The following is a 22,267-nucleotide window of genomic DNA, read 5'->3' as shown; positions in this document are numbered from 1 at the left end:
GGCCCGCATCATCCGGGCGAGCTGAATCGCATTTCCTTCAGCAGGTGCAATGGTAGGGAAACCGCAGGAAAATGGCTTGCCCGATCCTGCGATTGTTTTGCCTTAATTTCCGAATTTGTGCGCTGCACACCCTGCACCGACGGGCGACGCGGCCGCCGACCATGCAGGTCCGGATGATCGGGCTAATTTCGGACAGGTTTAGGCAATCCCGCGCGCTCGACTCGCCGTACGATGTGAGCGCCGTGCCATGCGCCTCGACAGGGGATCGCGGCCGCACGCATTGCATCGCTCACTCCGCCAACCGCTCGCCCAACATGGAAATCGACGCCAGAACGCCGCCGCCACCGCGCACCCCGCCGGATCACGATGCCCGGTGGCCCGCCCGGTCACCCACGGCCCGGCTCGCGGCGCTGATCGCCACGTACGCGCCGCACGACGGCATGTTCGACCTTCCGCTGCGCGGCATGCGCATCGCGCGCGCTTCCGCACCGTCGCCGCAGTGGAACCACGGTGTGCACCACGCGTGCCTGAGCCTCGTCGGGCAAGGCGCGAAATCGATGCGGGTCGGCGACGCTACCTACGGGATCGACGAATCGCGGATGCTGGTCGCCACCGCCGACCTGCCCGTGACCGGACGCGTGACGCGCGCGAACCCGGCCGAGCCGTTCCTTTACGCGCAACTCGAACTCGATCCGCGCCGCATCGCGGCGCTCACGCCGGTCGTCTTTCCGCACGGACTGCCGAAGGCGGTCGACTACGGCGCGCTCGACACGCTCGATGCGACGCCCGAAATCGTCGACGCCGTCGCGCGGCTGATGCAACTGATCGCACAACCGGACGACCTCGACCTGCTCGCACCGCTGATCGTCGACGAAATCCTCATCCGGCTGCTGCGCGGCCCGTCGGGCGCGCGCGTCGCGCAGATCGGCGACGCCGGTTCGACGACCCAGCGCATCTCGCGCGCCGTCGCATGGATTCGCGACCACTACCTCGATCCGATGGCGGTCGACGCGCTCGCGCGACAGGTGGAGATGAGCCCGTCGACCTTCCACCATCACTTCCGTGCGGTCACGTCGATGAGTCCGTTGCAATGCCAGAAGGTGCTGCGGCTGCAGGAGGCGCGCCGCCTGATGTGCCTGTCGGCGATGGATGCGCGGCAGGCGTGCCGAAGCGTCGGCTACGTGAGTGCGTCGCAGTTCAGCCGCGAATACGCCCGGCTGTTCGGCGACGCACCGGGCCGCGACGTCGCAAGGCTGCGCGGCGAAGCAGTGCCGCTGTCGCGGGTCGCGCCATGACCGGATTTCGCAAGCGAGGAAGTTGCTCGCCGCGCCCCGACCGTCGGGCCGGCTACACGTTCACGCGAGCGAGGGCGGCGCAGCGAGGCTGACGTCGACGCGTTTCGGCAGGATGCCGGCCTGATAGAACACGTCCGCGATGCGCTGCTGGTACGCGAGCGTATCGCGGGTGACGGGCTCGACGCCGAAGCGCGCGCGGCGAAACGCGAGCGCCACGGCCGGCTCCGGAATGCCCCACAGCTTCGAGAATTCGGCCGCGCCCTGCGCGCGGTTCGCGTCGAGCCAGCGCTGGACCGTCGCCAGTTCCGACACGACCGCATCGAGCACGTCGGCATTGCGCTGCGCGTACGTGCGCGATGCAAAGTAGTAGCTGCGGTTCTCGACGAGCCCCGTGCCATCCGCGACGATGCGCGCGCCGAATGCCTGCTGGACCACCGCGAGAAACGGATCCCAGATGATCCACGCATCGACCGAGCGGTTCTCGAACGCCGCTCGCGCATCGGACGGCGACAGCCAGACCGGCGTGACGTCGGTATAGCCGAGCTTCGCGGCCTGCAGCAGCCTGACCAGCAGGAAGTGCGTATTCGATCCCTTCACCAGCGCGATGCGCTTGCCGCGCAGGTCGGCAAAGGTCTTGACCGGCGAATCCTTCGCGACGACCACGGCTTCGGCTGCCGGACCGGCCGGCGTCTGCGCGTAGTAGACGAGCGGCGCACCGGCCGCGAGTGCGAAGATCGGCGGCGCTTCGCCGACGTCGCCAAAATCGATCGATCCCGCGTTCAGCGCCTCGAGTTGCGGCGGGCCCGACGGAAACTCGGTCCACGTGACGTTCACGCCGAGCGTCGCGAGCTTGCCCTGCAGCGTGCCGCGCGCCTTCAGCAGGCTGAGCGGCCCTTTCTGATATCCGATGCGCAACGTCCGCGCGCCGGCCGCGCTGGCCAGCGCAAGGCCCGGGTGGGCGGCGGCGCCTGCCGCGATCGCCAGGCCGGCATGAATGAGCCGGCGGCGGATGCTGGAGTGTCGATCTGCCATGTCGTTTCGGGTTCGATGAAGTGGGCGCGCACGGAGCGCGCATGCGATGAAGCAGATCGAACCGATTCTAAAAGGCGCCTACCGCTGGCCGAACCAACGATGTTCGATATCGAAAGCGGGCGTTTTCATAAAGGCATGCCGATGGCACGGGCATCGTTGACCGGAACGGTCCGCACACATTCCAGCGCCACTCGCTTTTAACAAAGGAGTGCAAACTATTTCCGTCAAGCCGTAAGACCGTGCGCGGCATTCACGCACCGACCCTGCCTGACTCAGGAATGATGGGAGGCGCAACAAGCGTTCAACGCAGCCTCGTCGGCGGCCAGCATCTCCGGCACGCATTCCCGCAGGAAATCGACGAACGTGCGGATCTTCGCATCGAGATACTGACGCGACGCATACAACGTGTAGACCGTCAGCTTCTGCAGCCGGTAATCGGGCAGCACACGCACCAGCGCGCCGCTCGCGAGCGCGGGCAACGCCGCCGACATCGGCAGGGAGCCGATCCCGAGCCCCGCGCGCAGCGCGGTGCCGAGCGCATCGGCGATATTCACCTGGAAATCCGGCAGCGGCAGTTCGACCGTTTCGCGGCCGTTCGGGCCGTCGAGGTGCCAGCGGTCGCGCGGAAACAGCGGCGTGACGAGCCGCAGGCACGCATGCCCGGCGAGATCGCTCACCGTGCGCGGCGTGCCGCGCGCCTTCAGATAGGCAGGCGACGCGCACAGCACGCTGCCCACGTCACCGAGCCGCTGCGACACCAGCCCGGAATCGGGCAGCTCCGTCGTGCTCAGCTGCAGCGACACGTCGTAGCCTTCGTCGATGATGTCGGGCACGTGCTGCGACAGCGTCAGCTCGACCGCGACCGACGGATAGCGTTCGCGGTAGCGCACGACCGCGGGCATCACGTAGGACTGGCCGAAACTCGTCGTCGCGTGAACGTGCAGCCGTCCGGACGGCTTCGCCTGTGCATCGGCCGCCTCGGCTTCCGCTTCGTCGATATAGCCGAGGATGCGCTGGCAGCGGTCGAGATAGCGTTGCCCGGCGTCGGTCAGCGCGATACGGCGCGTGCTGCGGTTGAGCAGGCGCGTGCGCAGATGCGTTTCCAGTTGCGCGACCGAGCGCGACGCGTAGGCCGTCGTGATGTCCAGGCGCTGGGCCGCGCTCGTGAAGCTGCCCTCCTCCGCGACCCGGACGAAAATGCGCATCATCTGTAACGTATCCATCGACCTGCCCCCGGGATTGTCACGTCGCACCGCCGTGCGGCCAGGGGCCGGCGGCGCCGGCACGAGCCGGTCTGGCGCGAATTGTGCGGAACAGTACAGCAGCGTTGCAGGCGTGTCCAGTTCGCCGTATGCGCCACGATCCGGATGCCGAATCGCGCTGCCGAGCCGTTCGTCGCGCGTCATCCGGGCCGGTCGTCCATCCGTACCGAGTGGGTCGACGAACCAACGGGAACGGTCGGCAAAAACGACCGGCCGACCACGATACCGCGCGTCGATCGACGCTCTTCGCGTCTCGCGCGTTACGCGGCGGCGGCCGCATCGAACGGATTGCGCAACACGATCGTGTCGTCGCGCTCCGCGCCGGTCGTGATCATCGAAACCGGCGCGCCCGCCACGGCTTCGATGCGCGCAATGAAATCCTGCGCGGCGCGAGGCAGCGCCGCCCGCTCGCGCACGCCCTTCACGGAGCCTTGCCAGCCTTCGAACCGTTCGTAGAGCGGCTTCGCGCGCGACTGCGCATCGAGGCTCGCGGGCAGATGATCGACGCGCGCGCCGTCGAATTCGTAACCGACGCACAGCGCGATCGACTCGAAGCCGTCGAGCACGTCGAGCTTGGTGAGCGCCAGCGAATCGATGCCGGAGATCCTGACGGCCTGGCGCAGTTGCGCGGCGTCGAGCCATCCGCAGCGTCGCGGCCGGCCGGTATTCACGCCGAACTCCTGTCCGCGCGCACGCAGCGTTTCGCCGGTGGCGTCGGTCAGCTCGGTGAGGAACGGGCCGCCGCCGACCCGCGTCGCATACGCCTTCGTGACACCCAGCACGTGGCCGAGCTTCGCCGCACCGAGCCCGGTGCCGGCCGCCGCGGCCGAGGCCACGGTGCCCGACGACGTCACGAACGGGTACGTGCCCCAGTCGATGTCCAGCATCACGGCCTGCGAGCCCTCGAACAGAATGCGCGCGCCGCGATCGGTCGCGTCGTTGAGGTCGGCCCAGACCGGACGCACGAACGGCAGGATCTTCGGTGCAAGCGCGACCAGCGTCGCCAGCATCGCGTCGCGATCGTACTCGTCGAGCCCCAGGCCGCGGAACCACGCGTTGTGATGGTCGACCAGCACGTCGAGTTTGGCGGCGAGTCCGTCCGGTTCCGCGAGATCACCGACGCGCAGCCCGCGACGCCCGACCTTGTCCTCGTAGGCCGGCCCGATCCCGCGCAGCGTGGTGCCGATCGGTTCGCGGCGCAAACGCTCCTGCGCCTCATCGATCGCACGGTGAATCGGCAGCACCAGCGTCGCGTTCTCGGCGACCGACAGGTTGTCCGGCGTCACCGACAGCCCGAGCTCGGCCATCCGCCCGATTTCCGCGAGCAGCGCTTCGGGGTCGAGCGCCACGCCGTTGCCGATCACGCCACGCTTGCCGCGCACGATGCCGCTCGGCAGCAGCGCGAGCTTGTACGTGTTGCCGCCGACGACCAGCGTGTGGCCCGCGTTGTGGCCGCCGTTGTAGCGTGCGACGAGATCGGCCTGCGCCGCCAGCCAGTCCACGACGCGCCCCTTGCCTTCGTCGCCCCATTGGGCGCCCACTACCACCACGTTCGGCATGCTCCGTACTCCATGTGAGAAATTCAGACACTCGTTCGGCCAGGTCGGCCGTTTGTGTGCCATATTGGCGGAGCCGGATCACCCGATCAAACGATTAAACCTGAACCATCGTGTGAGTAAATTTCACGCGAAACGATGCAATGGCCCGACGACTCCCTCCGTTGAATTCGCTGCGCGCATTCGAAGCCGCCGCGCGGCTCGGCAGCTTCACGCTGGCCGCGGACGAGCTGTGCGTGACGCACGGCGCGATCAGCCGGCATGTGCAGCAACTGGAAGCATGGCTTGGCCGGCCGCTGTTCGAACGCCACAACCGGCGCGTCGAACTGACCGCGGCCGGCCGCGCGTACCTCGCCGAGGTCGGCGCTTCGTTCGACCGGATCGCGCTCGCCACCGCACAGCATTTCGGCCACGCACAGCAGCGCGTGCTGCGCGTCAGCGCGCCCGCGACGTTCTCGCTGCGCTGGCTCGTCCCGAAGCTGTCGTCGTTCCAGGTCGCGCATCCGGCCATCGAGGTGCGGCTGTCGACGTCGAACGAGCCGATCGACAAGTTGCGCGACAAGGTCGACCTGATCGTTCGCGGCGGCCCGCAGGCCATCGACGGGTACGTCGCGGAGGAATTCCTGTCCGAAGTCCGGCTGCCGGTGTGTGCGCCGAAGTTGCTGGAGGGCCGGTCGCTGGATACACCCGCCGATCTCGCCGGCTTCACGCTGCTGCACGCGGCAACCTATCCGGGCATGTGGCCGGAGTGGCTCGCGGCGGCCGGGCATCCGAACCTCGTGCCGCGGCACTCGCTCACCCTCGAGCATTTCTACCTGACGCTGCAAGGCGCGCTCGACGGGCTCGGCGTCGCGATGGGGCCGATCGCGCTCGTCGCCGACGACATCGCCGAAGGCCGGCTCGTGCAGCCGTTCAGCGAACCGGCGCTGCCGCCATGGCGCTACTTCACGTATGTGGCGTCCGCACGGGCGGACGATGACGCCGTACGCGCGTTCAAGGACTGGCTGAAGGCAACGGGAAGGGCGACTGTGTAGGGTGGGTGGCGCTCGCCCCTGCCTGCGTGTCGTACATTTTCAAGATGAGCAGGACTCCAAATCAAATTGGATAAACCTGCGGAACGTGTTTGCCTTCGTGCATCGCATGATCGCGACGCACGCGGCAAGCCGCGGATGAGGCCGTGGCTTGCCGCCGGACAACGCTTACTGGCTGGCTGCGCCGGCCTTCTTCTCCGCGTTCTGCAGGTTCTGCGGATAGTTCGGATCATTGGCCGCCGGCTTGTAACCGGCGTCTTCGAGTTTCTTCAGCTCGGCGGTGTTCTTCGCACGCGCGGCCTTGTGTTCGGCCTTGCGTTTGGCCCTGGCCGCCTTGCGCGCTTCGCTCTTCGCGGCCTTGGCGTCCTGTGCAGCCGGTGCGCTGGCGGTTTCCTGCGCAAAAGCCGGAACAGCCGAGCCGAACAGGAAAGCGGCTGCGGTAGCAGCCAGCGTGAGTTTTCTGATCTGGATTCGCATCGCTGAACTCTCTTTTTTGATGACCATCACGGTTTGAAAAACCATCGAGATACCGCCCCTGCCCTGATCGGTCGTCATGTCGCGATCAGGACCTGTGCATCATAACCGTGTCGCAAGAATTGTGGCGTCAACGTGCTGACGGAATTGGGGATATACGTATGGGAGACAACGTGGGTCCTGCGCTCGATGACGGGAATCGCGGTACGCGATACGGCGCGAGGCCCCGATGGCTGTTTCACGGGTGGTGATACCGATACGCTGATACACGATGTGAGTATCGTCGTGCTTGCGCGATCACCGCAACGGCAGTCTGTCCACACGTCACGTCATCGTTCGATGCGGCTCGAGCGACGGTTCCTCCCATAAACGACCACGATTCGCTTCGTCGACGAGCAAGACGATTACGTTGCGTCATTGCGTCATTGCGTCATTGCGTCGTTTCGGCGTGCGGCGATTCGTCCGGCAACCGTTACCGCCTCGTGATGCAAAAGGTCACCTGTGGAGACAAGGCTCTCTGTCGATGGACAGGTCTGACGAAAAAGCCGGCTAGTGCGAGCGGTGAAGACGTCGGCTCGATTGGTTGCACGCATGCGCTGCAACCCGACATGAGCGATCAGCGCGCGTCCGGAGGTACATATGGCGCGAAGGCTTGTCCGTCGATGCGGCCATGCTTGCCGACGCGTCGGGCGTCACGTATCGATGCCGATCGTTTCTTGTTTGCTCTCATCGATGGTGCCTTATGTGGACGGAGCGGCGATCTGCACAGCTTGCTTATACCTGTGCTTTATCCGATCGGTGAGCTTTTCCGGGATGCCGCTTCGGGGGCAAGGTGAGCAGGTTCGGGAGCATCGTGGAAATCGGTTGCGGTGAGCTTCAGCACCGACGGCACCTTCACGTTCGCTGGCAACGATGTCGATGAACTCCGTCGAGTCGTCCCAAGGGACACACTGTGCGACGGCATTTTGGTATCCGGTCTGCTTTTCGGGTCGTGGTATGAGTCCCTCGTTGCCTGTGGCGGGCACAGCAAAACTTCCCGGCCGTGGTTTCAAAGGTAGAAAAACGGTCACGGCGTGGGGATGAAAAACAGCCCGGGGCGGATTCCTCCGGGCACAGTCCACAGGCTAAATTTGGCGAGCAGCGTCACAGGCGATCGACAATAATTTGTCCGTAGACGAGGCCGTGCGAGTACAAAAAACCATTCGCGGGCAGTCCTGGATGATTTCGAACTGCTGTGAAGGAAAACGACCGATCCGTTCGGCTGGTCGATCACAGGCTGCACGAGGGTCGCGCGGCCCGTTTTCGGGTCCCATAAACGGGAACCTCTACGTCGAATCCAGGGATTTCCTCCCATAAGTTTCTACGTTTCGGTGCTTGTGAGTGGGTACTCACCTCCTCGGGATGCCTTGCCAGGCCTGAAGCCTTTCAGGAACGGCGGGTCAAACAGGGCCAAAGGGGGCGTGGATGGGGAGATCTGGGCGGTTGGCTTCCCATAGATGACTCCCATTGGTAGCGGTTTATGGGGTTCGTCTTTCTGTGCAAGCACACGTGTGTTTACATCTTTGGTAAACCACGTTTACTTCTTTAACTACTTTTAGACGGCTCAGAGCCTTGCCTGGCATGGGTTTGAGCGGTGTTCGGTACCCATTTATGGGGGCACAGGTGGAAGGGTTTGGGGCTTCAGGTCTGTGGATTTGGGGTTTGGGGTACCGGGTTGTGGGAAATCAGGGTTGTGGATATGGGGCGAACGTATCCGGTTATGGGAAATCGACCGTCAATCGCGTGAGGTAGTCGTCTATGGGAACGCATGGAGGTAGCCTTTTATGGGGCGCTTTTTTTGCGTCGATAGTCGAATCGATGCACAGAGATTTTCTTCGGGTAGCCAGTTATGGGGCGTTTTAAAGGTACCCATGTATGGGAGCCGGTTTCAATCGATTCGCTGTCCTTCGCTCAACAGTCCTATAAAGCTTTCCCATAGACAGGAGCGGGGCTGCGGACAGGTTACCTTCTATGGGGAAATCGGAAGGTTGCCTTTTATGGGAGCGATTTCTCCCTTCGGCCGGAAAACGATGCGGTTGACGACGCTGACAGGTACCCTCGTATGGGAACCGACAAAGGTAGCAAGTTATGGGAGAAATCGCGGCCGTATTGCAGGGCACCACGAATCCCTCCGGCGATCTCTATTCCATTCGTTTGCCCCCATGGATGGGTACCTTCGTCGTGGCAAATCTTGTGCCGGGTTTCGCGATGCTGACGGGAAAGGTAGCGGCTTCTGGGAGGAATTTTGGTCAAAAGGTAGACGGATATGGGGCTCTACGCAAATCGTTGAATCCGGGTTTTTCCTTCCATATCTGTTACTTAGACAAGATAGTGAAAGTGATGCTAGAGCAAGGACGTTGCCCCGTGCCGCGAAAAGGTATAAAGTCCGCTCTCAATAAGGCAACCTTACCCGGACACCACGATGCCGCGCAAGCCCGCAAGCAAAGGCTCAGACAAACAGGTTTCGCTGTTTCAGACCCCCGAGCCGCCCGACTTGCTGCGCAAGGCGGTCCAGGCGATTCATATCGCGCCGAAGTCCGGCAAGATCGGTCTGCAGCAGCGCAAGATGTTCAGCTCGCTGATCAAGAATGCGCTTCGGCAGGAGGCGTTCGAACCGGGCCGAACGAGCTTCTCGATTTCGATCGCGTCGCTGTCGCACGAGAGCGGGCTGAACAGCAACAACACGAAGTACGTGAAGGATACGGTCAACTCGTTGATCAGTACCGTCGTCAACTGGGACTACCTGGCCGCGGACCGTTCGACGGTCTGGAAAGCGTCGGGCCTGCTCGCCGGCGCGGAGCTCGAGCAATCGGTGCTGAAGTACAGCTTCTCCGACCAGATTCGCAGCGAACTGCTCAATCCCGAAATCTACGCACTGATCGATATGCGGATCGCCCGCGAGTTCCGGCGGTCGCATTCGCTCGCGCTGTGGGAAAACACGGTGCGTTACGAGGGGATCGGCATCACCGCGAAGATTCCGCTGCCGAAATTTCGTGACCTCATTCTCGGCCAGGACAAGGCATCGCAGTCGTACAAGGAATACAAGCTGTTCAAGAGCAAGGTCCTGGTGCCGTGCATCCAGGAGGTGAACGAAGTATCGGACCACACGCTCGAGCTGATCGAACACAAATCCGGCCGCAGCGTGGAAGCCGTGCAGTTCAAGGTGACGCGCAAGCAGAGCACCGATACGGTCGAAGACGGCGACGTCAAGAACGAAGCGCTGGTCGAGGAGGTCGCGAAGTTCGGCATTCCGCGCTCGGAAGCGCGCCGGTTGATCACGCAATACGGCGTGCAGCGCATCAAGGCGGCGATCGCCTATACGCTCAATCGGACTACGAAGAAGAATGCGACGCCGGTCGACAACGTCGCCGCGTACTTCCGCAAGGCGCTGACGCACGGCTACACGCTGGCCGATGGGCAGGGAACCGAAGCGGCCGCACCGGCGAAGGAATCCGCGCAGAGCAAGCAGGAACAGATTCGCGACAAGTATCTGGCGGCGAAGGTCGAGGAGGCCGGCGCGTATTTCCGCGAACTGGAGATCGACGACCAGACCAAGCTGATCGAGCGTTACAACGAGACGGTGGCGGGTTCGAAGGACCTGACGCTGTCGCCGAAGAAGAAGGCGAGCAAGCTGGCGCAAACCAGTTTCTTCCGGTGGCTGGCGCTCGATACGTGGGGTGAGCCGACCTCGGACGACCTGCTGGAATTCCTGCTCAAGAGCAGTCTCGCAGGCAACTGAACGAGGCCTCGCCGTCGTGCGCACCATGCGCCGGACCATGTCGCGGTCGGGCTTGACGACGCAGCGCGAAGGCGAGGCCTTTTGCCGCTAGCGCGTTACTTCGACGGGGCCGTGGCCAGCTCCGCGACGTACGCGTCGATGACGGTCTTGAGCTTGTCGGCAAGCGCTTCCTGGTGGGATGCGTCGACGCCCTTGAGCTGCAGGTCCAGACGTCCGTCCGGATACGTCTTCAACTGGCCGATCGCGCGCGATTCGAGCGCGAAATCATGACGAACGCTGTAGCGCGTACGCCCGGCCTTCTTGGTGCCGTCACTCTGCGCACGCAGGAAATTCTCTAGATCGCGGACGGATTTTTTCCGGTCGATCACGGCCGTCAGCAGCCGATCGGCCGTCGCCTCGCCGAGGCGTTCGAAGATCAGTTTCAGGAAGTACGCAGCCTGCAGACCGACCACGTCGTTCGCACTGGCCATCCGCTCCAGCAGCGTGTTCGGCAGCGCGTTGAGCGACAGCGTCTTGCTGATCGAGGCCTTGTCCTTGCCGATTTTCTCCGCCAGCGTGTTCTGGTCGGAAAAGACCTTCTCGTCCAGGAGACGTTTCCACGCGATCGCATCATCGAAGATCGTCTGGCGTTCGTGGTCGTGGTTTGCCCGATACGCGATCGTGTAGAGCTGCTCGGGCGTGTGATCGGTGCGGAACGTCGCATTGATCGTCTCGTCGCCGTTGATGCTCGTCGCGCGCAGCCGGCGTTGTCCGTCGATCACGACGAGCTTGCCGGGGAACTCGGGAAGCCGCGTGACCTTGATCGGCTCGATCTGCCCTTCTCGCTTCAACGTCAGCGCGAGCTCGTGCAGGCTCGATTCCGAGTAAAACACGCGCGGGTTGAACGGGTTCGGGATGCAGTCCTTGACCAGCACCTTCTGCGGCGCGCCAAGCTCGGGCGTACCGGCGGGCGCGGTTGCGGCCGGGCCACTGGCAGGCGCCGCGTCGACGACGGCGGCCGCTGCGGCCGCCGGCTCGGGCAGCCGCGTTTCGAGCGCCGCATTTTCCTGCGCGAGTCCGCGCAACAGGCCGGCTGCGAGATGGAGGTTGCCGGTCGGTTTCTTGTCTTTCGAGGTGTCCTTAGCCATGGGCGGTTCCGGTAACGCGCGTCGACGCGATGTATTGGGCCATTTCCGTGACCAGCTTTTCGATTTCCGCGCGGGCTTCCTTCAGGCCCTTCAGGTATCGATTGTGGTGATGGATCGTGGTGCCGAGCGCGAACGTCTGACGATAGACCTCGCGTTGCGCGATCTGGCTGTCGAGCAGATGCTCCCCTATTTCTTCAGCCCGTAGAATTTTTAAAATTTCTTCACGCATTTTAGTTTTTCCATTGACACTATTCAGCATTAATGCGGAAGAAAGTTGAGGATTTCGAACGGCGCGCATCGACTCGATCATGCGGATCATCGCGACCGTGCTGTACAGATCGGCCGGCGATGGCGAAAGCGGCACCAGGCAGAAGTCCGCCACTTCCAGGACGGATGCGATACGTGGGTCCTCGAGGTTGCCGGGGCAGTCGACGACGATCACGTCAAAGTTTGCGTCCTGCTTCTTGATCTCGCCCCCGATGCCGCGGCCGGCGGGAGCCAGCGAAAGGACCGTCATCGGCAGCGTGTTCTCGCCGCTTGTGACCCACCGGACGGAAGTGCCCTGAGGGTCGGCATCGATCAACGCGACTTTGTTGCCGCCGGCTTCGAACGCAGCCGCGATGTTGACGGAGATGGTCGTCTTTCCCGTCCCACCTTTTTGATTACTGACGGCGATCTTGAAAGCCATTAAATCTCTCCAAGGAGTTTTGCGTAATATATTCAGTTATTACCGAAATGTCCAGAAAAGTGTTCGATGTAGTGAATGTCTTTTAATCTCCGCGGTTGTTACGTGACAAATAGGCCGAACGGCCAAGGCGTCATTTATGCGTATTGACTAAAAAAAATACAAAATAACCCATCACGGCTGCACGAACGCGGGCAAATTCAACTGTGGTTGACATCGACGATGAAACCGTTGCGTGGAGAATTGATGTCTCGTCGCACTTGGTCTCATACGGAATTCGATAAGAACCGAGACGACTGTGTTGCGCGGTCTCGAAGAAGAAGCCGATTGTCACGTGACAAGTCTCCAGACATTGATTGCTTCGAGGCCCGGCCACATCGAGCGAAAGTTCTCGATGCGATTGCGACGTGGGCTGCGGAAGAATCGCTTCATCTCAATTACAGAGGTGCTTCACATAATCCTGACGTACGTCTATCCGGCGGTGAGACGGGTTGTCACGTGACAAACACATTCAAGCGCGCCCCAGGAGCAACTTTCCGATCGTCAAGACGTAGTCGCGGTTGCCGATGCTGCGTAGCTGGCACGTTGCTCAGGAAGAAAGCCGGTGGGGATATTTCTGGTCCCACCGGCTCGTCGGTGAATCGCCAAGGGAGTTGTCACGTGACAACGGGAGCGGGCGCCTGAAAGCTCGGGCAACGGGTGGGTATATGGGAGCGGAGTATCCGGGGGAGGCGTTGCAAGGCGCGTTTGGGGTGGCGCGGTACGAACTGCGTAGTCAGCAACTTGATTCCCTTATCTTCGTGTGTACGCTCGGGGTGCTGGTGCAACGCGCTGTGCGATTGCTGCGCATGTTCGTGTGGGATATAGCGGCTATGATATGTCCCTATTTATAGAGGATACGAAATCCTGCATTGCCGCTCGCATGGGCCAATAGGGCAGGGGCTGGTTTCGTAACGAATATCAGATCCTCGCGCTGGAGGGCCCCGATATGCAGGAGATTCATGCAATCCGGGTCACTATTGGCGTCGAATCCATGTGTTGGCGACGTGTAGCAACGCGAGCGGGTCGGTTCGTGAAACATTTTCCGAAAATCGACGCTTGCCAGAAATCCTTGTGTGGCAATGGTTTGCGCCATATTCTTCATGCTGTTTCACGCCAAATGAGCTTAGTGATGCCCGGAATTGGGGCGTATGGGTTTTGGCGTGTGGGCAACGAAAATTGGCGGGACTCCACCGAAATTCGTCGTGATAAATACGTAATTCGTAGTTTTTAGTACGTTTCGCGGTGGGGCAACTGTCGCGGGTGTCGAAGCGCGGGGATTAGTGCATCACTGGATCGCGGCGCCCAGTGCTGGGCGCTCTGATATTTAGCGCCAGTTGTCACGTGACAACGCATGCGTCGGCCTCCCTATTAACGGAGTCGCGAAGCATTGCGAGACGATGCTGACATTGGGGATTTATAGGCGGCCGGTCCGACGTAGCCTTTGGGAGGGGCGGGGGGCGGTCCGCCGAAATCGTCGGCTCCGGGCGGTTCGTCTGTAGCCAAAGGAGAGGTGAAAGTGTGGGCCCGGCCGCACGATACACGTCGGCGATGTTTGACGATAAGCAGGAAGGGAGACGCCGAGCAATTCATCCGAGTTGGAAACATATCGGCGTTGGGCGCTTCATTTCAGTCTGAGCCCGCTCGACCCCGCATGCGAGGCGCCAGTCCTGCGCCGTTCACCTGTAATAGCCGACACATCCCGCCACCGTGCCGCCATCAGTAACTCGCGACGATCGACAAGGCGACATCCCCGCCACCTCGCAGGCTATCGATATCCCTTCGCGGAGAGTTGCCGAACAGCCGGCTATATTCCCGGTTGAACTGGGTCGGGCTCGCATACCCGACCCTGAACGCCGCCGACGCGGCGTCGAGCCGCTCCGCCAGCATCAGCCGACGTGCCTCGTTGAGCCGTATCCATTTCTGGTACTGCAGAGGACTCATGCCGGTGAGTTGGCGGAAGTGGTGATGGAAGGTCGAGCTGCTCATCTGAACCTGCGCCGCAAGATCATCGACACGCAATGACTCGTCGTAGTGAGCGCGCAACCACCGGATCGCGCGTGACACGCGGTTGCACTGACTGCCGGCGGACGCAATCTGACGCAGGCGGCCGCCCTGATCGCTCGTCAGCAGCCGATAGTAAATCTCCCGCTCGACATACGGTGCGAGAACGGCAATCGCGTTCGGGTCGTCCAGCAGCGCGAGTAACCGGTTCAGCGCGTCGTACAGAGGCTCGGTCATGTCGCCGACGACGAGCCCGCGGCCGGCCGGCGCATCGTCGTGATCCGGCGCGACTTGCATCATCAATTCGGCCATGACGCGAAAATCGAGCTTGAGGCCGAGCCCGAGAAACGGTTTGTCGGGGCTGGCCTCGATGATCTGCGTCGAACCGGGCAGGTCGAGTGACGTGATCAGAAAGCGGTCCGTGTCATAGATGTAGGCGTCGCCGCTCTGCATGACCCGCTTCGCGCCTTGAACGACGAGACCGAAGCTCGGCTCGACCATGCATTCCATCGGCTGCGTTGGCGCTTCCCTTCGATGAAAGCTCAGGTTGGGAATGGCCGTGTCGAGATGATCGACTCCTTCGGTCCATCTCGCGACGCGCTCCGCGAGCGTCTGTCGTAGCTCGTTCTCGCGGCTGCGACCGGTCGAACGGTCGCTCGCCTGGTCGAATGCCGCGATGGCGACGTCATCGTTTCGTTGGCCGGATATGTATCGGAGGGATGCCGGATGCATGACTTCTCTACTCTAGTAATCGGGTCGACAGGCAGGCCGTCGACGTGCAGGGGAAGCCGGCAACGAATGCACCACCCGGCGCCGCTGCACGGCCATCCTCCCGGAAGGCGCGTGCGGCGATTGCGGACTATTTCGTCGCCTGCGATGCGCACAGCTGCCAGCGTCGCGATTTCGCCGCCGGCGTTGCCGCGCGCTCGTCGACCGTGCGCCACCAGCGCTCGCCGCGATGCGGCGCGTCGAGATCGAGGCGTTCGCCCATTCGGGGCGTCGACAGTTCGATACCGCGCACGAGCGCCAGCGCCGTGACCCGCTCGAACGGCTCCTGCCAGCGATGCATCGCGAGGTCGAACGTACCGTTGTGGATCGGCATCAACCAGCGCCCGCGCAAATCGATGTGCGCCTGCACGGTTTCTTCCGGCTGCATGTGAACGTACGGCCATTGCGCATCATAGGCGCCCGTTTCGATCAGCGTGACGTCGAACGGCCCGAGGCGCTCGCCGATCTTCCTGAAGCCGTCGAAATAACCCGTATCGCCGCTGAAGAACACGCGCAGGTCGTCGTCGACGATCACCCACGACGCCCACAGCGTACTGTTGCCGTCGAACAAGCTGCGCCCGGAGAAGTGCTGGGCTGGCGTCGCCGTCAGCGTCAGCCCGGCCACATCGATGCTTTGCCACCAGTCGAGCTGGCGGACCTTGTTCGCGTCGATACCCCATTCGATCAGCCGATCGCCGACGCCCAACGTCGTCACGAACACGTCGGTGGTGGCGGCCAGCGCGAGCACCGTGTCGCGATCGAGGTGATCGTAATGATCGTGCGACAGGATCACGCCGCGCAGCGGCGGAAGATCTTCCAGCGCGATCGGCGGCGCATGAAAGCGCTTGGGGCCGATACGCCGAAACGGCGACGCGCGCTCCGCAAACACCGGATCGGTCAGCCAGAATTCGCCACGCAGCTTCAGCAACAGCGTCGAATGGCCGAGCCGATACAGGCTGCGATCGGGTGCCGCGTCGAGTTCCGCGCGGGTCAGCGAATCGACGGGCAACGCGCCGGCGGGCACGGTATGACGCGGCTTGTTGACCAGCATGTTCCAGGCGATTCCCAGCGTCTTGCCCAATCCTTCGGCGGGGCGCGGCGCGACATTGGCAAAGCGCTCGCCGTTGTGCTGCGGCGAACTGCCGGAGAGCGTCCGGCCGCGTCGGGCGGCCGCGAAACCCAGAATGCGATGAATCAAAACGAGAGGCGATGCCATGTCGGTTCGTCCGGAGAATAAAGTACACTAAACAGTGTAGTTTATTTTTGGGATAAGTAAACTGCCCGGTGTAAAATTTCTGTATGGATACCAGTACTTCCCCTCAGCGTCTGACCGACCGAAAGCGCGCGGCCATCGTCGATGCGGCGATCGAGGAATTTCTCGCCGCGGGCTACGATGCGACGAGCATGGATCGTATCGCTGCGCGCGCGGACGTGTCGAAGCGCACCGTCTATAACCACTTCCCCGGTAAGGAGACGCTGTTCGCCGCGATCCTGAACAAGTTGTGGGATGCGACTCGCACCGGCAGTTCGCCCACCTATCGCGCCGACGTGCCGCTGCGCGAGCAACTGCTCGCGTTGCTCGACCGCAAATTGCGGTTGATGAACGACGAGGCCTTTCTCGCGCTGGCGCGTGTCGCAATCGGCGCGGCCATCCATTCGCCGGAACGGGCGCGCGACATGGTCGAGCGTCTCGGCGAGCGCGAGGAAGATGTCACGGTCTGGGTGCGTGCGGCCGCGGCGGCCGGTCGCCTGACAGTCACCGATCCGGTGTTCGCCGCGCATCAGTTGCATGGCGCGGTGAAGGCATTCGCGTTCTGGCCGCAGATCACGATGGGCCAGCCGCCGCTGACGGCGCAGGAGCAGCAGAAGGTCGCGGAATCGGCTGCCGATATGTTCCTTGCGTACTACGCGCGACCCGACGACGGCGCTGCACGGCATCGCCGGCAAGACTGAACGCGGTCCCGGACACATCCGGAAGCATCCGGCTCCCCGGGCAGATCGAAACCATTGCGATGCGCGCGCTGTTGGCGAGCAGGCAAACCGGTCGATCCGGGGAAAAACGAACGTCAAATGACGCCCATCCGTGCCGGCCGGCCAGTTGACCTGGGCTCAACGATACTGCCGACGCACTCGAAGCCGAACGCGAGCACCGACCCATGAAAACGCTGTTGATCGTCTATCACACGATGACCGGAGGCACGCAACAGATGGCCGAAGCGGCTGCCGGTGCAGCTCGCGAGCAGCCTGGCGTCGACGTCAGGTTGCAGCGTGCGGACGCGACGAGCGCCGACGACGTGCTGGCCGCCGACGCATACCTGTTCGCGACGCCGGAGAACCTTGCGGCGATGTCCGGGCTGATGAAGGATTTCTTCGATCGCTGCTACTACGCGGCGCTCGATCGCGTGAACGGCCGCCCGTATGCGGCGATGATCTGCGCGGGAAGCGACGGGCAGAACGCGTTGCGCCAGATCGACCGGATCGCGACCGGATGGCGGCTGAAGAGCGTGGCGCCCGGCCTGATCGTCTGCACGCATGCGCAGACGCCGGAGCGTATTCTCGCAACGAAGACGATCGACAGCGACGCGCTCGCGCGCTGCGCCGAACTCGGCGCGGGTCTTGCTGCAGGGCTGGCACTGGGCGTGTTCTGATCACGACTGCGGCGGCTCCGATCTGCCGGATCGACACCGGCACGGCCCGCAGCCGTCCGCGCACTGGCGGTTTCGCAAATTTCCGCAAACAGCGCCGAACCGCCGAGCGTCGGAACTTCAACTGCCCTTCGTCGGTGCCGAAGGCTGGTGGTACTCGGGCCAAAGACGTTTCACGAGATCACGCGATGCACCGTAGGCGTAGCAACTGTCGATCTTGAGCGGCTTCCCTTCGCTGTCGCGGTAATCGAGCGACGATCGCCGCATGCCGACCATCGTCTGATAAGCCGTCGTCGCAATCGGGCCGAGCAGTTCCTTCAAGTGCGTGCACGTATCGCAGGACCGCAGGCGCTTGCGAACCTCGCTGTTCCAGCCGGCGCCGATGTTCAATCCGACGAGCGCCTGCAGCGAGTTGCCGCCGCCCGAACACTGCGCATACGGATGCGAACGCATGAACGTGGAGACGGCGCGAACGACCATGTCGACGTCGAACACCAGCGTGACGCCGAGATCGTGGAGCGGTGTCAGTGCCGCGACCGTTCGCGCGCCTCCGGGCGGCGTGAAATCGCTGGTCTTGCGGTCCGCGAGGCAGGCCGTCACTTCGAACAGGCCATCGCTGCGCCGATAGCCGCGCATGTCGATCTGCCGATGGTGAATCTCCTCGCGCGTGAGGCCGTCATGCGGGGTGTCGTCTTGGGAAACCATGCTTGCGCTCCATCTCGTGTAACCAGGTCGTTTCGCAGGCAACGGAATCGCGCCCGGTCGATCGGGCGCGCGGAGAAAAGCAGGCGGGGACATGCTGCCAACGAAGTCGATTCGGCCATACTACGCACTTTCCGAGATCTTCGTTCGCGACGCGATCGATGCGCACGCAACGAGTCGCGTATCGCGGCCGGCGCAAACGGGTGTCGAGCGGGCGGGTCGTGCGAGGTCGGCGGCTACGCCACGCGTGGCGGTTGCGACACGACACCGTTCGACGTCCGTCGCGCGGAAGATCGCACTTTGCGCCTTGCGCGTCGGCCCGGCCCGGCGCAGTTTTCCAGCAGGGGCCGCGAATGGCGTGACATCCGGAAGCGTATCCATATAATGCGCAACACGACCGCGCGGACGCATTTCCGGCACCCCGGATCGCGCAAATGCAGACCGGCGAGTCAACCGGCTGTCGCGCGTACCGGTATACTTCCACTCCTGCCTTGTCCGGCATCGAGGCCGGGTGCCTGAAAACAGAGTGGCGTGCGCGATGCGGCCCCGTAGTGTTCCGCACCGGCGGCAGGCCGGCCGCACGCATGGCGGCGAAGCTGTTGTGCCGCGCGGCATGGCCGCACGAACCACACCTTATATTCCTGGTGGATTGAATTTATGGGTTTTGAACAACTTGCCGAATTGCGGGCGCAGCTCGCGGCGAAGGCCAAGCAGGAGCGCAACGCAAAGCGGCCGGCAGCGCCGACGGACGCCGGCGCGAAGCCGAAGTCCGGCGACCAGCCGTCGCGTGGCGCCAAGCCGGGTGCCGGCGCGAAGACGCAGCATCGGGCGAAGCCTGCTTCGGCGAAGCCGGCGGCGCCGGTCGATCCGGTCATCGTCGCGATCGGCAAACTGCAGCGGAAGTTTCCGCGCGCGTTCCCGAAGAATCCGGCCCCCAAAGTACCGCTCAAGGTCGGTATCTGGGACGATCTCGCACGCGAAGCGCAGGCCGTCGGCCTCAACGAAGCCGAACTGCGCGAAGCGATGTCGACGTGGTGCCGCGGCAATCGCTACTGGTCCTGCCTCGTCGAAGACGCGGTGCGCGTCGACCTGCAGGGCAACGAAGCCGGGCGCGTGACGCACGACGATGCGGCGCGTGCGCGCCGCCTGAAGGCCCGCCGCCCGGGCAAGGGCGCGGCACAACAGGCCAAGGGCGCGCCGCAGCAGCCGAAGGCCGAGCAGCAGGCCGAGGCCGCTGCTGCCGCGCCGCAACCGGCGCAGGCCGAAGCGGAAGCGCCGGTGCAGACCGACGCCGCGCCGCAGGTCGAGCAGCAATCGGCCGGTAACGAGTAATCCGCACCGCACTGCCGTCCATCGAGCCGCGCGTAGCCGCATGCAAGCCGCGTGCGGTGCATGACACCCCAGACCGACTTGCCTCGCCAGAGGCAGGTCGGGACTGCCTCCACCGGCGCTGAACCTGCTGGTACATCCCCTCCCTCGTCGAACAGACAACGCGACCGGACGACCCACATTCGTCGATCGGCCTCGATGCGCATGATGTTTCGATCGTGCTGATCGAGCATCAATAATATGCAGGACATGTTCATGAAAACATGTCGACCAGATAATTCGTTTTCCGAAATGACGAGACGGAAATCGTCGATCGACGTGCGCGCGATCCCGTCTGCCCGCCCCGACAAAACGGCGCGCGATAATCACGACGGGATCGTCAGGCCGCAGGCAAGTCGGGCACCACGATACAGCCAGCCTTTCGAAAAGTAAGGCGCCCGCCTCGACCCAAAGCCACGCCCAGTTTCATCAACTTCAATTCGACCCGGACCATGAACTCGAGACACTCCGCGATTTTCGTCGCGCTCGCCGCCGCCGCCCTGTTCGGCGCCGCGACACCGCTCGCCAAGGCGCTGATCGGTGCAATGTCGCCGTTCATGGTTGCCGGCCTCTTCTATTTCGGCAGCGGCGTCGGGCTCGGCATCGGGATTCTGCTGCGCGGTTGGCACAGCCGTCGCGCATCCGCCGCGGACGCCGCGCCGTTGCAGCGTGCCGGTCTGCCGTGGCTGGCCGGTGCGATCGCGGCGGGCGGCGTGGCCGGCCCCGCTTTGCTGATGCTCGGGCTGTCGAGTACGCCGGCGGCGACGAGCGCGTTGCTGCTCAATCTCGAAGGCGTGTTGACGGCGGTGATCGCGTGGGTCGTGTTTCGCGAGAACGTGGATACGCAGGTGTTCCTCGGCATGGTGGCGATCGTCGCTGGCGGCACGCTGTTGTCGTGGACGCCAGGCAGCCGGGCCGGCGTGCCGGTCGGCGCGCTGCTGATCGTCGGTGCGTGCCTGTGCTGGGCGGTCGACAACAACCTGACCCGCAAGGTGGCCGCGAACGACGCGATGGTGATCGCATGCATGAAAGGGCTGATCGCGGGGCCGGTGAACATCGGCATCGCGCTGGCGGCCGGCGCGACGCTGCCTGCGCTACCGGTCGCGGCCGCGGCGATGCTGACGGGGCTCGGCGGCTACGGGATCAGCCTCGTGTTGTTCGTGGTCGCGCTGCGTCATCTCGGCAGCGCGCGCACCGGCGCATATTTTTCGGTCGCCCCGCTATTCGGAGTCGCACTGTCGCTGCTGATCTGGCCCGCGCTGCCGCCCGCGACGTTCTGGATCGCGGCCGCGCTGATGGCGCTCGGCCTCTGGCTGCACGTGCGCGAACGGCACGAACACACGCACGTGCACGAGCGGCTCGAGCATACGCATCGGCATCGGCACGACGACCATCACCAGCACGCGCACGACTTTCCGTATGACGGCGCCGAACCGCACACGCATCCGCATGTGCATCTGCCGATCACGCACAGCCACGCGCATTTTCCGGACATTCATCACCGGCATCGGCATTGACGGTGTCGTGAGCGACGCGTGTCTTGCATCGCAAGGTGACCGTTTATGGGAGGCGGGAAAAGCCGGTCATCGGTTCGGCAATGTGGGTTGCCGGCATTCGCGTGCCGGAAGCCGCGCGCTGCCGATCGGGTGGAGGAGCGCAACGCGTGCCGGCAACCGGTCTGCGGTTTGACGATCGTGCAACCGTTGTTGATCGGATGGACATCATCCGCGGCTTTTTCGTGGAAGCCGAATGTGGCGTCGAAGTCGCGTAACGGCGGGTGCGCGCTCGCCATGCCGGTCAACGCGGCTTTTCCGGCCGGCGATGCGACGAAACGGATATCGGCCCGCCCGTTGCCGCGACACCCGTCACGCACGAGGAAAGCAGAAGCCGAAATCCTCGCAGCCCGGACATCCGGGTGCGGGCCCGGGCGGCACGCCGAGCGATGCGGCCACTTCCTGCGCGAGGAATTTCTTCCAGCGCAGATGAGCGACGTTGCGCGCGGCGAGCGTGGGGAAAAAGCGCGCGAGCATCGCGGTCACCGCGTCGCGTCCGTCGAGCCCGAGGTCGCGCCACAGATGATCGGGGCGCAGACACGCATGCGCGATGATCGCGGCGAGGCAGTCGGCATCGTCGCGGGCGACGGCGGGATTCGCTTCGTCCATCAGCCGCGCATGCAGCGTCGCGACGAATGCCGAGTGCGTGGCCGGCAACGGTAGCGGTGCGACCGCCGACGTGAGTGCAACGGTATCGACGGATCGCAGATGCGGAAACTGTCGGGCCAGCAGGCCGGTGAACTGATCGGGAGACAAGCCCAGCAGCGAGAGTTCGTTGCGCCCGGCGCGTGCCGTAACGAGTGTGCCGAACAGCTGCGCATCGGGCACGTCTGCGTTGGCCGCCGCGAAATGCAGCGACTGCAACGCCTCTTCATACGTGTGATCGGTCGAAGCGGTCATCGCCAGTCTCCGGACGAGAACGAGACCGCACGCATGCGAGGGGCACAA

Annotated in this window: 18 protein-coding genes; 8 read left to right on the top strand and 10 right to left on the bottom strand. The window is 63.7% G+C overall.

Annotated features, from left to right (window positions below):
• The first annotated feature begins 314 nt into the window (after positions 1-314).
• A complete protein-coding gene (locus SY91_RS31925) occupies positions 315-1,295 on the top strand; it encodes an AraC family transcriptional regulator (protein ID WP_185642907.1) in 981 nt (326 codons plus the stop codon).
• A gap of 60 nt (positions 1,296-1,355) precedes the next feature.
• On the opposite strand, the gene SY91_RS31920 is transcribed toward SY91_RS31925, so the two are convergent.
• The 3 genes from SY91_RS31920 to SY91_RS31910 all read right to left on the bottom strand — a co-directional run bounded on the left by SY91_RS31920 (position 1,356) and on the right by SY91_RS31910 (position 5,148).
• Positions 1,356-2,327, bottom strand: a complete 972-nt coding sequence (locus SY91_RS31920; RefSeq protein ID WP_124548336.1) for a sulfonate ABC transporter substrate-binding protein — start codon at positions 2,325-2,327, stop codon at positions 1,356-1,358.
• A gap of 272 nt (positions 2,328-2,599) precedes the next feature.
• Complete coding sequence (locus SY91_RS31915) at positions 2,600-3,550, bottom strand: LysR family transcriptional regulator (RefSeq protein ID WP_006480990.1); 951 nt, start codon at positions 3,548-3,550, stop codon at positions 2,600-2,602.
• A 299-nt stretch (positions 3,551-3,849) separates the two neighbouring features.
• Positions 3,850-5,148 (bottom strand): adenylosuccinate synthase, encoded by a 1,299-nt coding sequence (locus tag SY91_RS31910; RefSeq protein WP_105798412.1) that lies wholly within the window; start codon positions 5,146-5,148, stop codon positions 3,850-3,852.
• Positions 5,149-5,288: 140 nt separating this feature from the next.
• Between SY91_RS31910 and gcvA the strand changes: the two genes are divergently transcribed.
• Positions 5,289-6,179 (top strand): transcriptional regulator GcvA, encoded by an 891-nt coding sequence (gcvA, locus tag SY91_RS31905; RefSeq protein WP_006480992.1) that lies wholly within the window; start codon positions 5,289-5,291, stop codon positions 6,177-6,179.
• 165 nt (positions 6,180-6,344) lie between these two features.
• Here gcvA and SY91_RS31900 read toward each other — a convergent pair whose 3' ends face one another.
• Positions 6,345-6,653 (bottom strand): hypothetical protein, encoded by a 309-nt coding sequence (locus SY91_RS31900; protein WP_041492299.1) that lies wholly within the window; start codon positions 6,651-6,653, stop codon positions 6,345-6,347.
• Between the two features lie 2,458 nt (positions 6,654-9,111).
• On the opposite strand from SY91_RS31900, the gene SY91_RS31895 reads away from it, so the two are divergent.
• Positions 9,112-10,428: a replication initiation protein gene (locus SY91_RS31895; RefSeq protein WP_006480994.1), complete on the top strand. Its 1,317-nt coding sequence runs from the start codon at positions 9,112-9,114 to the stop codon at positions 10,426-10,428.
• Between the two features lie 95 nt (positions 10,429-10,523).
• Here the strand turns inward: SY91_RS31895 and SY91_RS31890 are convergent, their stop codons facing one another.
• The 4 genes from SY91_RS31890 to SY91_RS31875 all read right to left on the bottom strand — a co-directional run bounded on the left by SY91_RS31890 (position 10,524) and on the right by SY91_RS31875 (position 16,267).
• Positions 10,524-11,555, bottom strand: coding sequence for a ParB/RepB/Spo0J family partition protein (locus tag SY91_RS31890; RefSeq protein ID WP_185921439.1), 1,032 nt, complete (start codon positions 11,553-11,555; stop codon positions 10,524-10,526).
• Positions 11,548-12,243 (bottom strand): ParA family protein, encoded by a 696-nt coding sequence (locus SY91_RS31885; RefSeq protein WP_006480996.1) that lies wholly within the window; start codon positions 12,241-12,243, stop codon positions 11,548-11,550. Before SY91_RS31885 ends, SY91_RS31890 begins: the two co-directional genes overlap by 8 nt.
• A gap of 1,755 nt (positions 12,244-13,998) precedes the next feature.
• On the bottom strand, positions 13,999-15,015 hold the full coding sequence (locus SY91_RS31880; protein ID WP_185921438.1) for an AraC family transcriptional regulator: 1,017 nt from the start codon (positions 15,013-15,015) through the stop codon (positions 13,999-14,001).
• A gap of 127 nt (positions 15,016-15,142) precedes the next feature.
• Complete coding sequence (locus tag SY91_RS31875; protein WP_185921437.1) at positions 15,143-16,267, bottom strand: MBL fold metallo-hydrolase; 1,125 nt, start codon at positions 16,265-16,267, stop codon at positions 15,143-15,145.
• Positions 16,268-16,350: 83 nt separating this feature from the next.
• On the opposite strand from SY91_RS31875, the gene SY91_RS31870 reads away from it, so the two are divergent.
• A complete protein-coding gene (locus tag SY91_RS31870) occupies positions 16,351-17,004 on the top strand; it encodes a TetR/AcrR family transcriptional regulator (protein WP_105798409.1) in 654 nt (217 codons plus the stop codon).
• Positions 17,005-17,207: 203 nt separating this feature from the next.
• Positions 17,208-17,699, top strand: a complete 492-nt coding sequence (locus SY91_RS31865) for a flavodoxin family protein (RefSeq protein ID WP_006481000.1) — start codon at positions 17,208-17,210, stop codon at positions 17,697-17,699.
• 117 nt (positions 17,700-17,816) lie between these two features.
• Here SY91_RS31865 and SY91_RS31860 read toward each other — a convergent pair whose 3' ends face one another.
• The gene (locus SY91_RS31860; protein WP_034175413.1) at positions 17,817-18,401 is read right to left on the bottom strand and encodes a DUF2889 domain-containing protein; all 585 of its coding nucleotides are present in this window, start codon (positions 18,399-18,401) and stop codon (positions 17,817-17,819) included.
• Positions 18,402-19,055: 654 nt separating this feature from the next.
• Here SY91_RS31860 and SY91_RS31855 point away from each other — a divergent pair.
• The 3 genes from SY91_RS31855 (at position 19,056) to SY91_RS31845 (ending at position 21,537) form a co-directional block, all read left to right on the top strand.
• Positions 19,056-19,730 (top strand): ProQ/FinO family protein, encoded by a 675-nt coding sequence (locus SY91_RS31855; RefSeq protein WP_006481002.1) that lies wholly within the window; start codon positions 19,056-19,058, stop codon positions 19,728-19,730.
• Between the two features lie 488 nt (positions 19,731-20,218).
• Positions 20,219-21,283 (top strand): DMT family transporter, encoded by a 1,065-nt coding sequence (locus SY91_RS31850; RefSeq protein ID WP_124591834.1) that lies wholly within the window; start codon positions 20,219-20,221, stop codon positions 21,281-21,283.
• Positions 21,284-21,306: 23 nt separating this feature from the next.
• Positions 21,307-21,537 (top strand): hypothetical protein, encoded by a 231-nt coding sequence (locus SY91_RS31845; protein ID WP_185714682.1) that lies wholly within the window; start codon positions 21,307-21,309, stop codon positions 21,535-21,537.
• A 94-nt stretch (positions 21,538-21,631) separates the two neighbouring features.
• On the opposite strand, the gene SY91_RS31840 is transcribed toward SY91_RS31845, so the two are convergent.
• Positions 21,632-22,219 (bottom strand): nitrogen fixation protein NifQ, encoded by a 588-nt coding sequence (locus SY91_RS31840; protein WP_124591833.1) that lies wholly within the window; start codon positions 22,217-22,219, stop codon positions 21,632-21,634.
• Between the last annotated feature and the right edge of the window lie 48 nt (positions 22,220-22,267).

Origin of the sequence: Burkholderia cenocepacia, assembly GCF_014211915.1 — a bacterium.
Taxonomy (GTDB): Bacteria; Pseudomonadota; Gammaproteobacteria; order Burkholderiales; family Burkholderiaceae; genus Burkholderia; species Burkholderia orbicola.
The sequence above is the reverse complement of the archived record's forward strand: the minus strand, read 5'-3'. Positions and strand labels throughout refer to the sequence as shown.

What these genes read in the sequence shown, in the direction of transcription:
- SY91_RS31925 (WP_185642907.1), top strand. Translation starts at nt 315, where the DNA reads ATGGAAATCGACGCCAGAACGCCGCCGCCACCGCGCACCCCGCCGGAT.
- SY91_RS31920 (WP_124548336.1), bottom strand. Translation starts at nt 2,327, where the DNA reads ATGGCAGATCGACACTCCAGCATCCGCCGCCGGCTCATTCATGCCGGC.
- SY91_RS31915 (WP_006480990.1), bottom strand. Translation starts at nt 3,550, where the DNA reads ATGGATACGTTACAGATGATGCGCATTTTCGTCCGGGTCGCGGAGGAG.
- SY91_RS31910 (WP_105798412.1), bottom strand. Translation starts at nt 5,148, where the DNA reads ATGCCGAACGTGGTGGTAGTGGGCGCCCAATGGGGCGACGAAGGCAAG.
- gcvA (WP_006480992.1), top strand. Translation starts at nt 5,289, where the DNA reads ATGGCCCGACGACTCCCTCCGTTGAATTCGCTGCGCGCATTCGAAGCC.
- SY91_RS31900 (WP_041492299.1), bottom strand. Translation starts at nt 6,653, where the DNA reads ATGCGAATCCAGATCAGAAAACTCACGCTGGCTGCTACCGCAGCCGCT.
- SY91_RS31895 (WP_006480994.1), top strand. Translation starts at nt 9,112, where the DNA reads ATGCCGCGCAAGCCCGCAAGCAAAGGCTCAGACAAACAGGTTTCGCTG.
- SY91_RS31890 (WP_185921439.1), bottom strand. Translation starts at nt 11,555, where the DNA reads ATGGCTAAGGACACCTCGAAAGACAAGAAACCGACCGGCAACCTCCAT.
- SY91_RS31885 (WP_006480996.1), bottom strand. Translation starts at nt 12,243, where the DNA reads ATGGCTTTCAAGATCGCCGTCAGTAATCAAAAAGGTGGGACGGGAAAG.
- SY91_RS31880 (WP_185921438.1), bottom strand. Translation starts at nt 15,015, where the DNA reads ATGCATCCGGCATCCCTCCGATACATATCCGGCCAACGAAACGATGAC.
- SY91_RS31875 (WP_185921437.1), bottom strand. Translation starts at nt 16,267, where the DNA reads ATGGCATCGCCTCTCGTTTTGATTCATCGCATTCTGGGTTTCGCGGCC.
- SY91_RS31870 (WP_105798409.1), top strand. Translation starts at nt 16,351, where the DNA reads ATGGATACCAGTACTTCCCCTCAGCGTCTGACCGACCGAAAGCGCGCG.
- SY91_RS31865 (WP_006481000.1), top strand. Translation starts at nt 17,208, where the DNA reads ATGAAAACGCTGTTGATCGTCTATCACACGATGACCGGAGGCACGCAA.
- SY91_RS31860 (WP_034175413.1), bottom strand. Translation starts at nt 18,401, where the DNA reads ATGGTTTCCCAAGACGACACCCCGCATGACGGCCTCACGCGCGAGGAG.
- SY91_RS31855 (WP_006481002.1), top strand. Translation starts at nt 19,056, where the DNA reads ATGGGTTTTGAACAACTTGCCGAATTGCGGGCGCAGCTCGCGGCGAAG.
- SY91_RS31850 (WP_124591834.1), top strand. Translation starts at nt 20,219, where the DNA reads ATGAACTCGAGACACTCCGCGATTTTCGTCGCGCTCGCCGCCGCCGCC.
- SY91_RS31840 (WP_124591833.1), bottom strand. Translation starts at nt 22,219, where the DNA reads ATGACCGCTTCGACCGATCACACGTATGAAGAGGCGTTGCAGTCGCTG.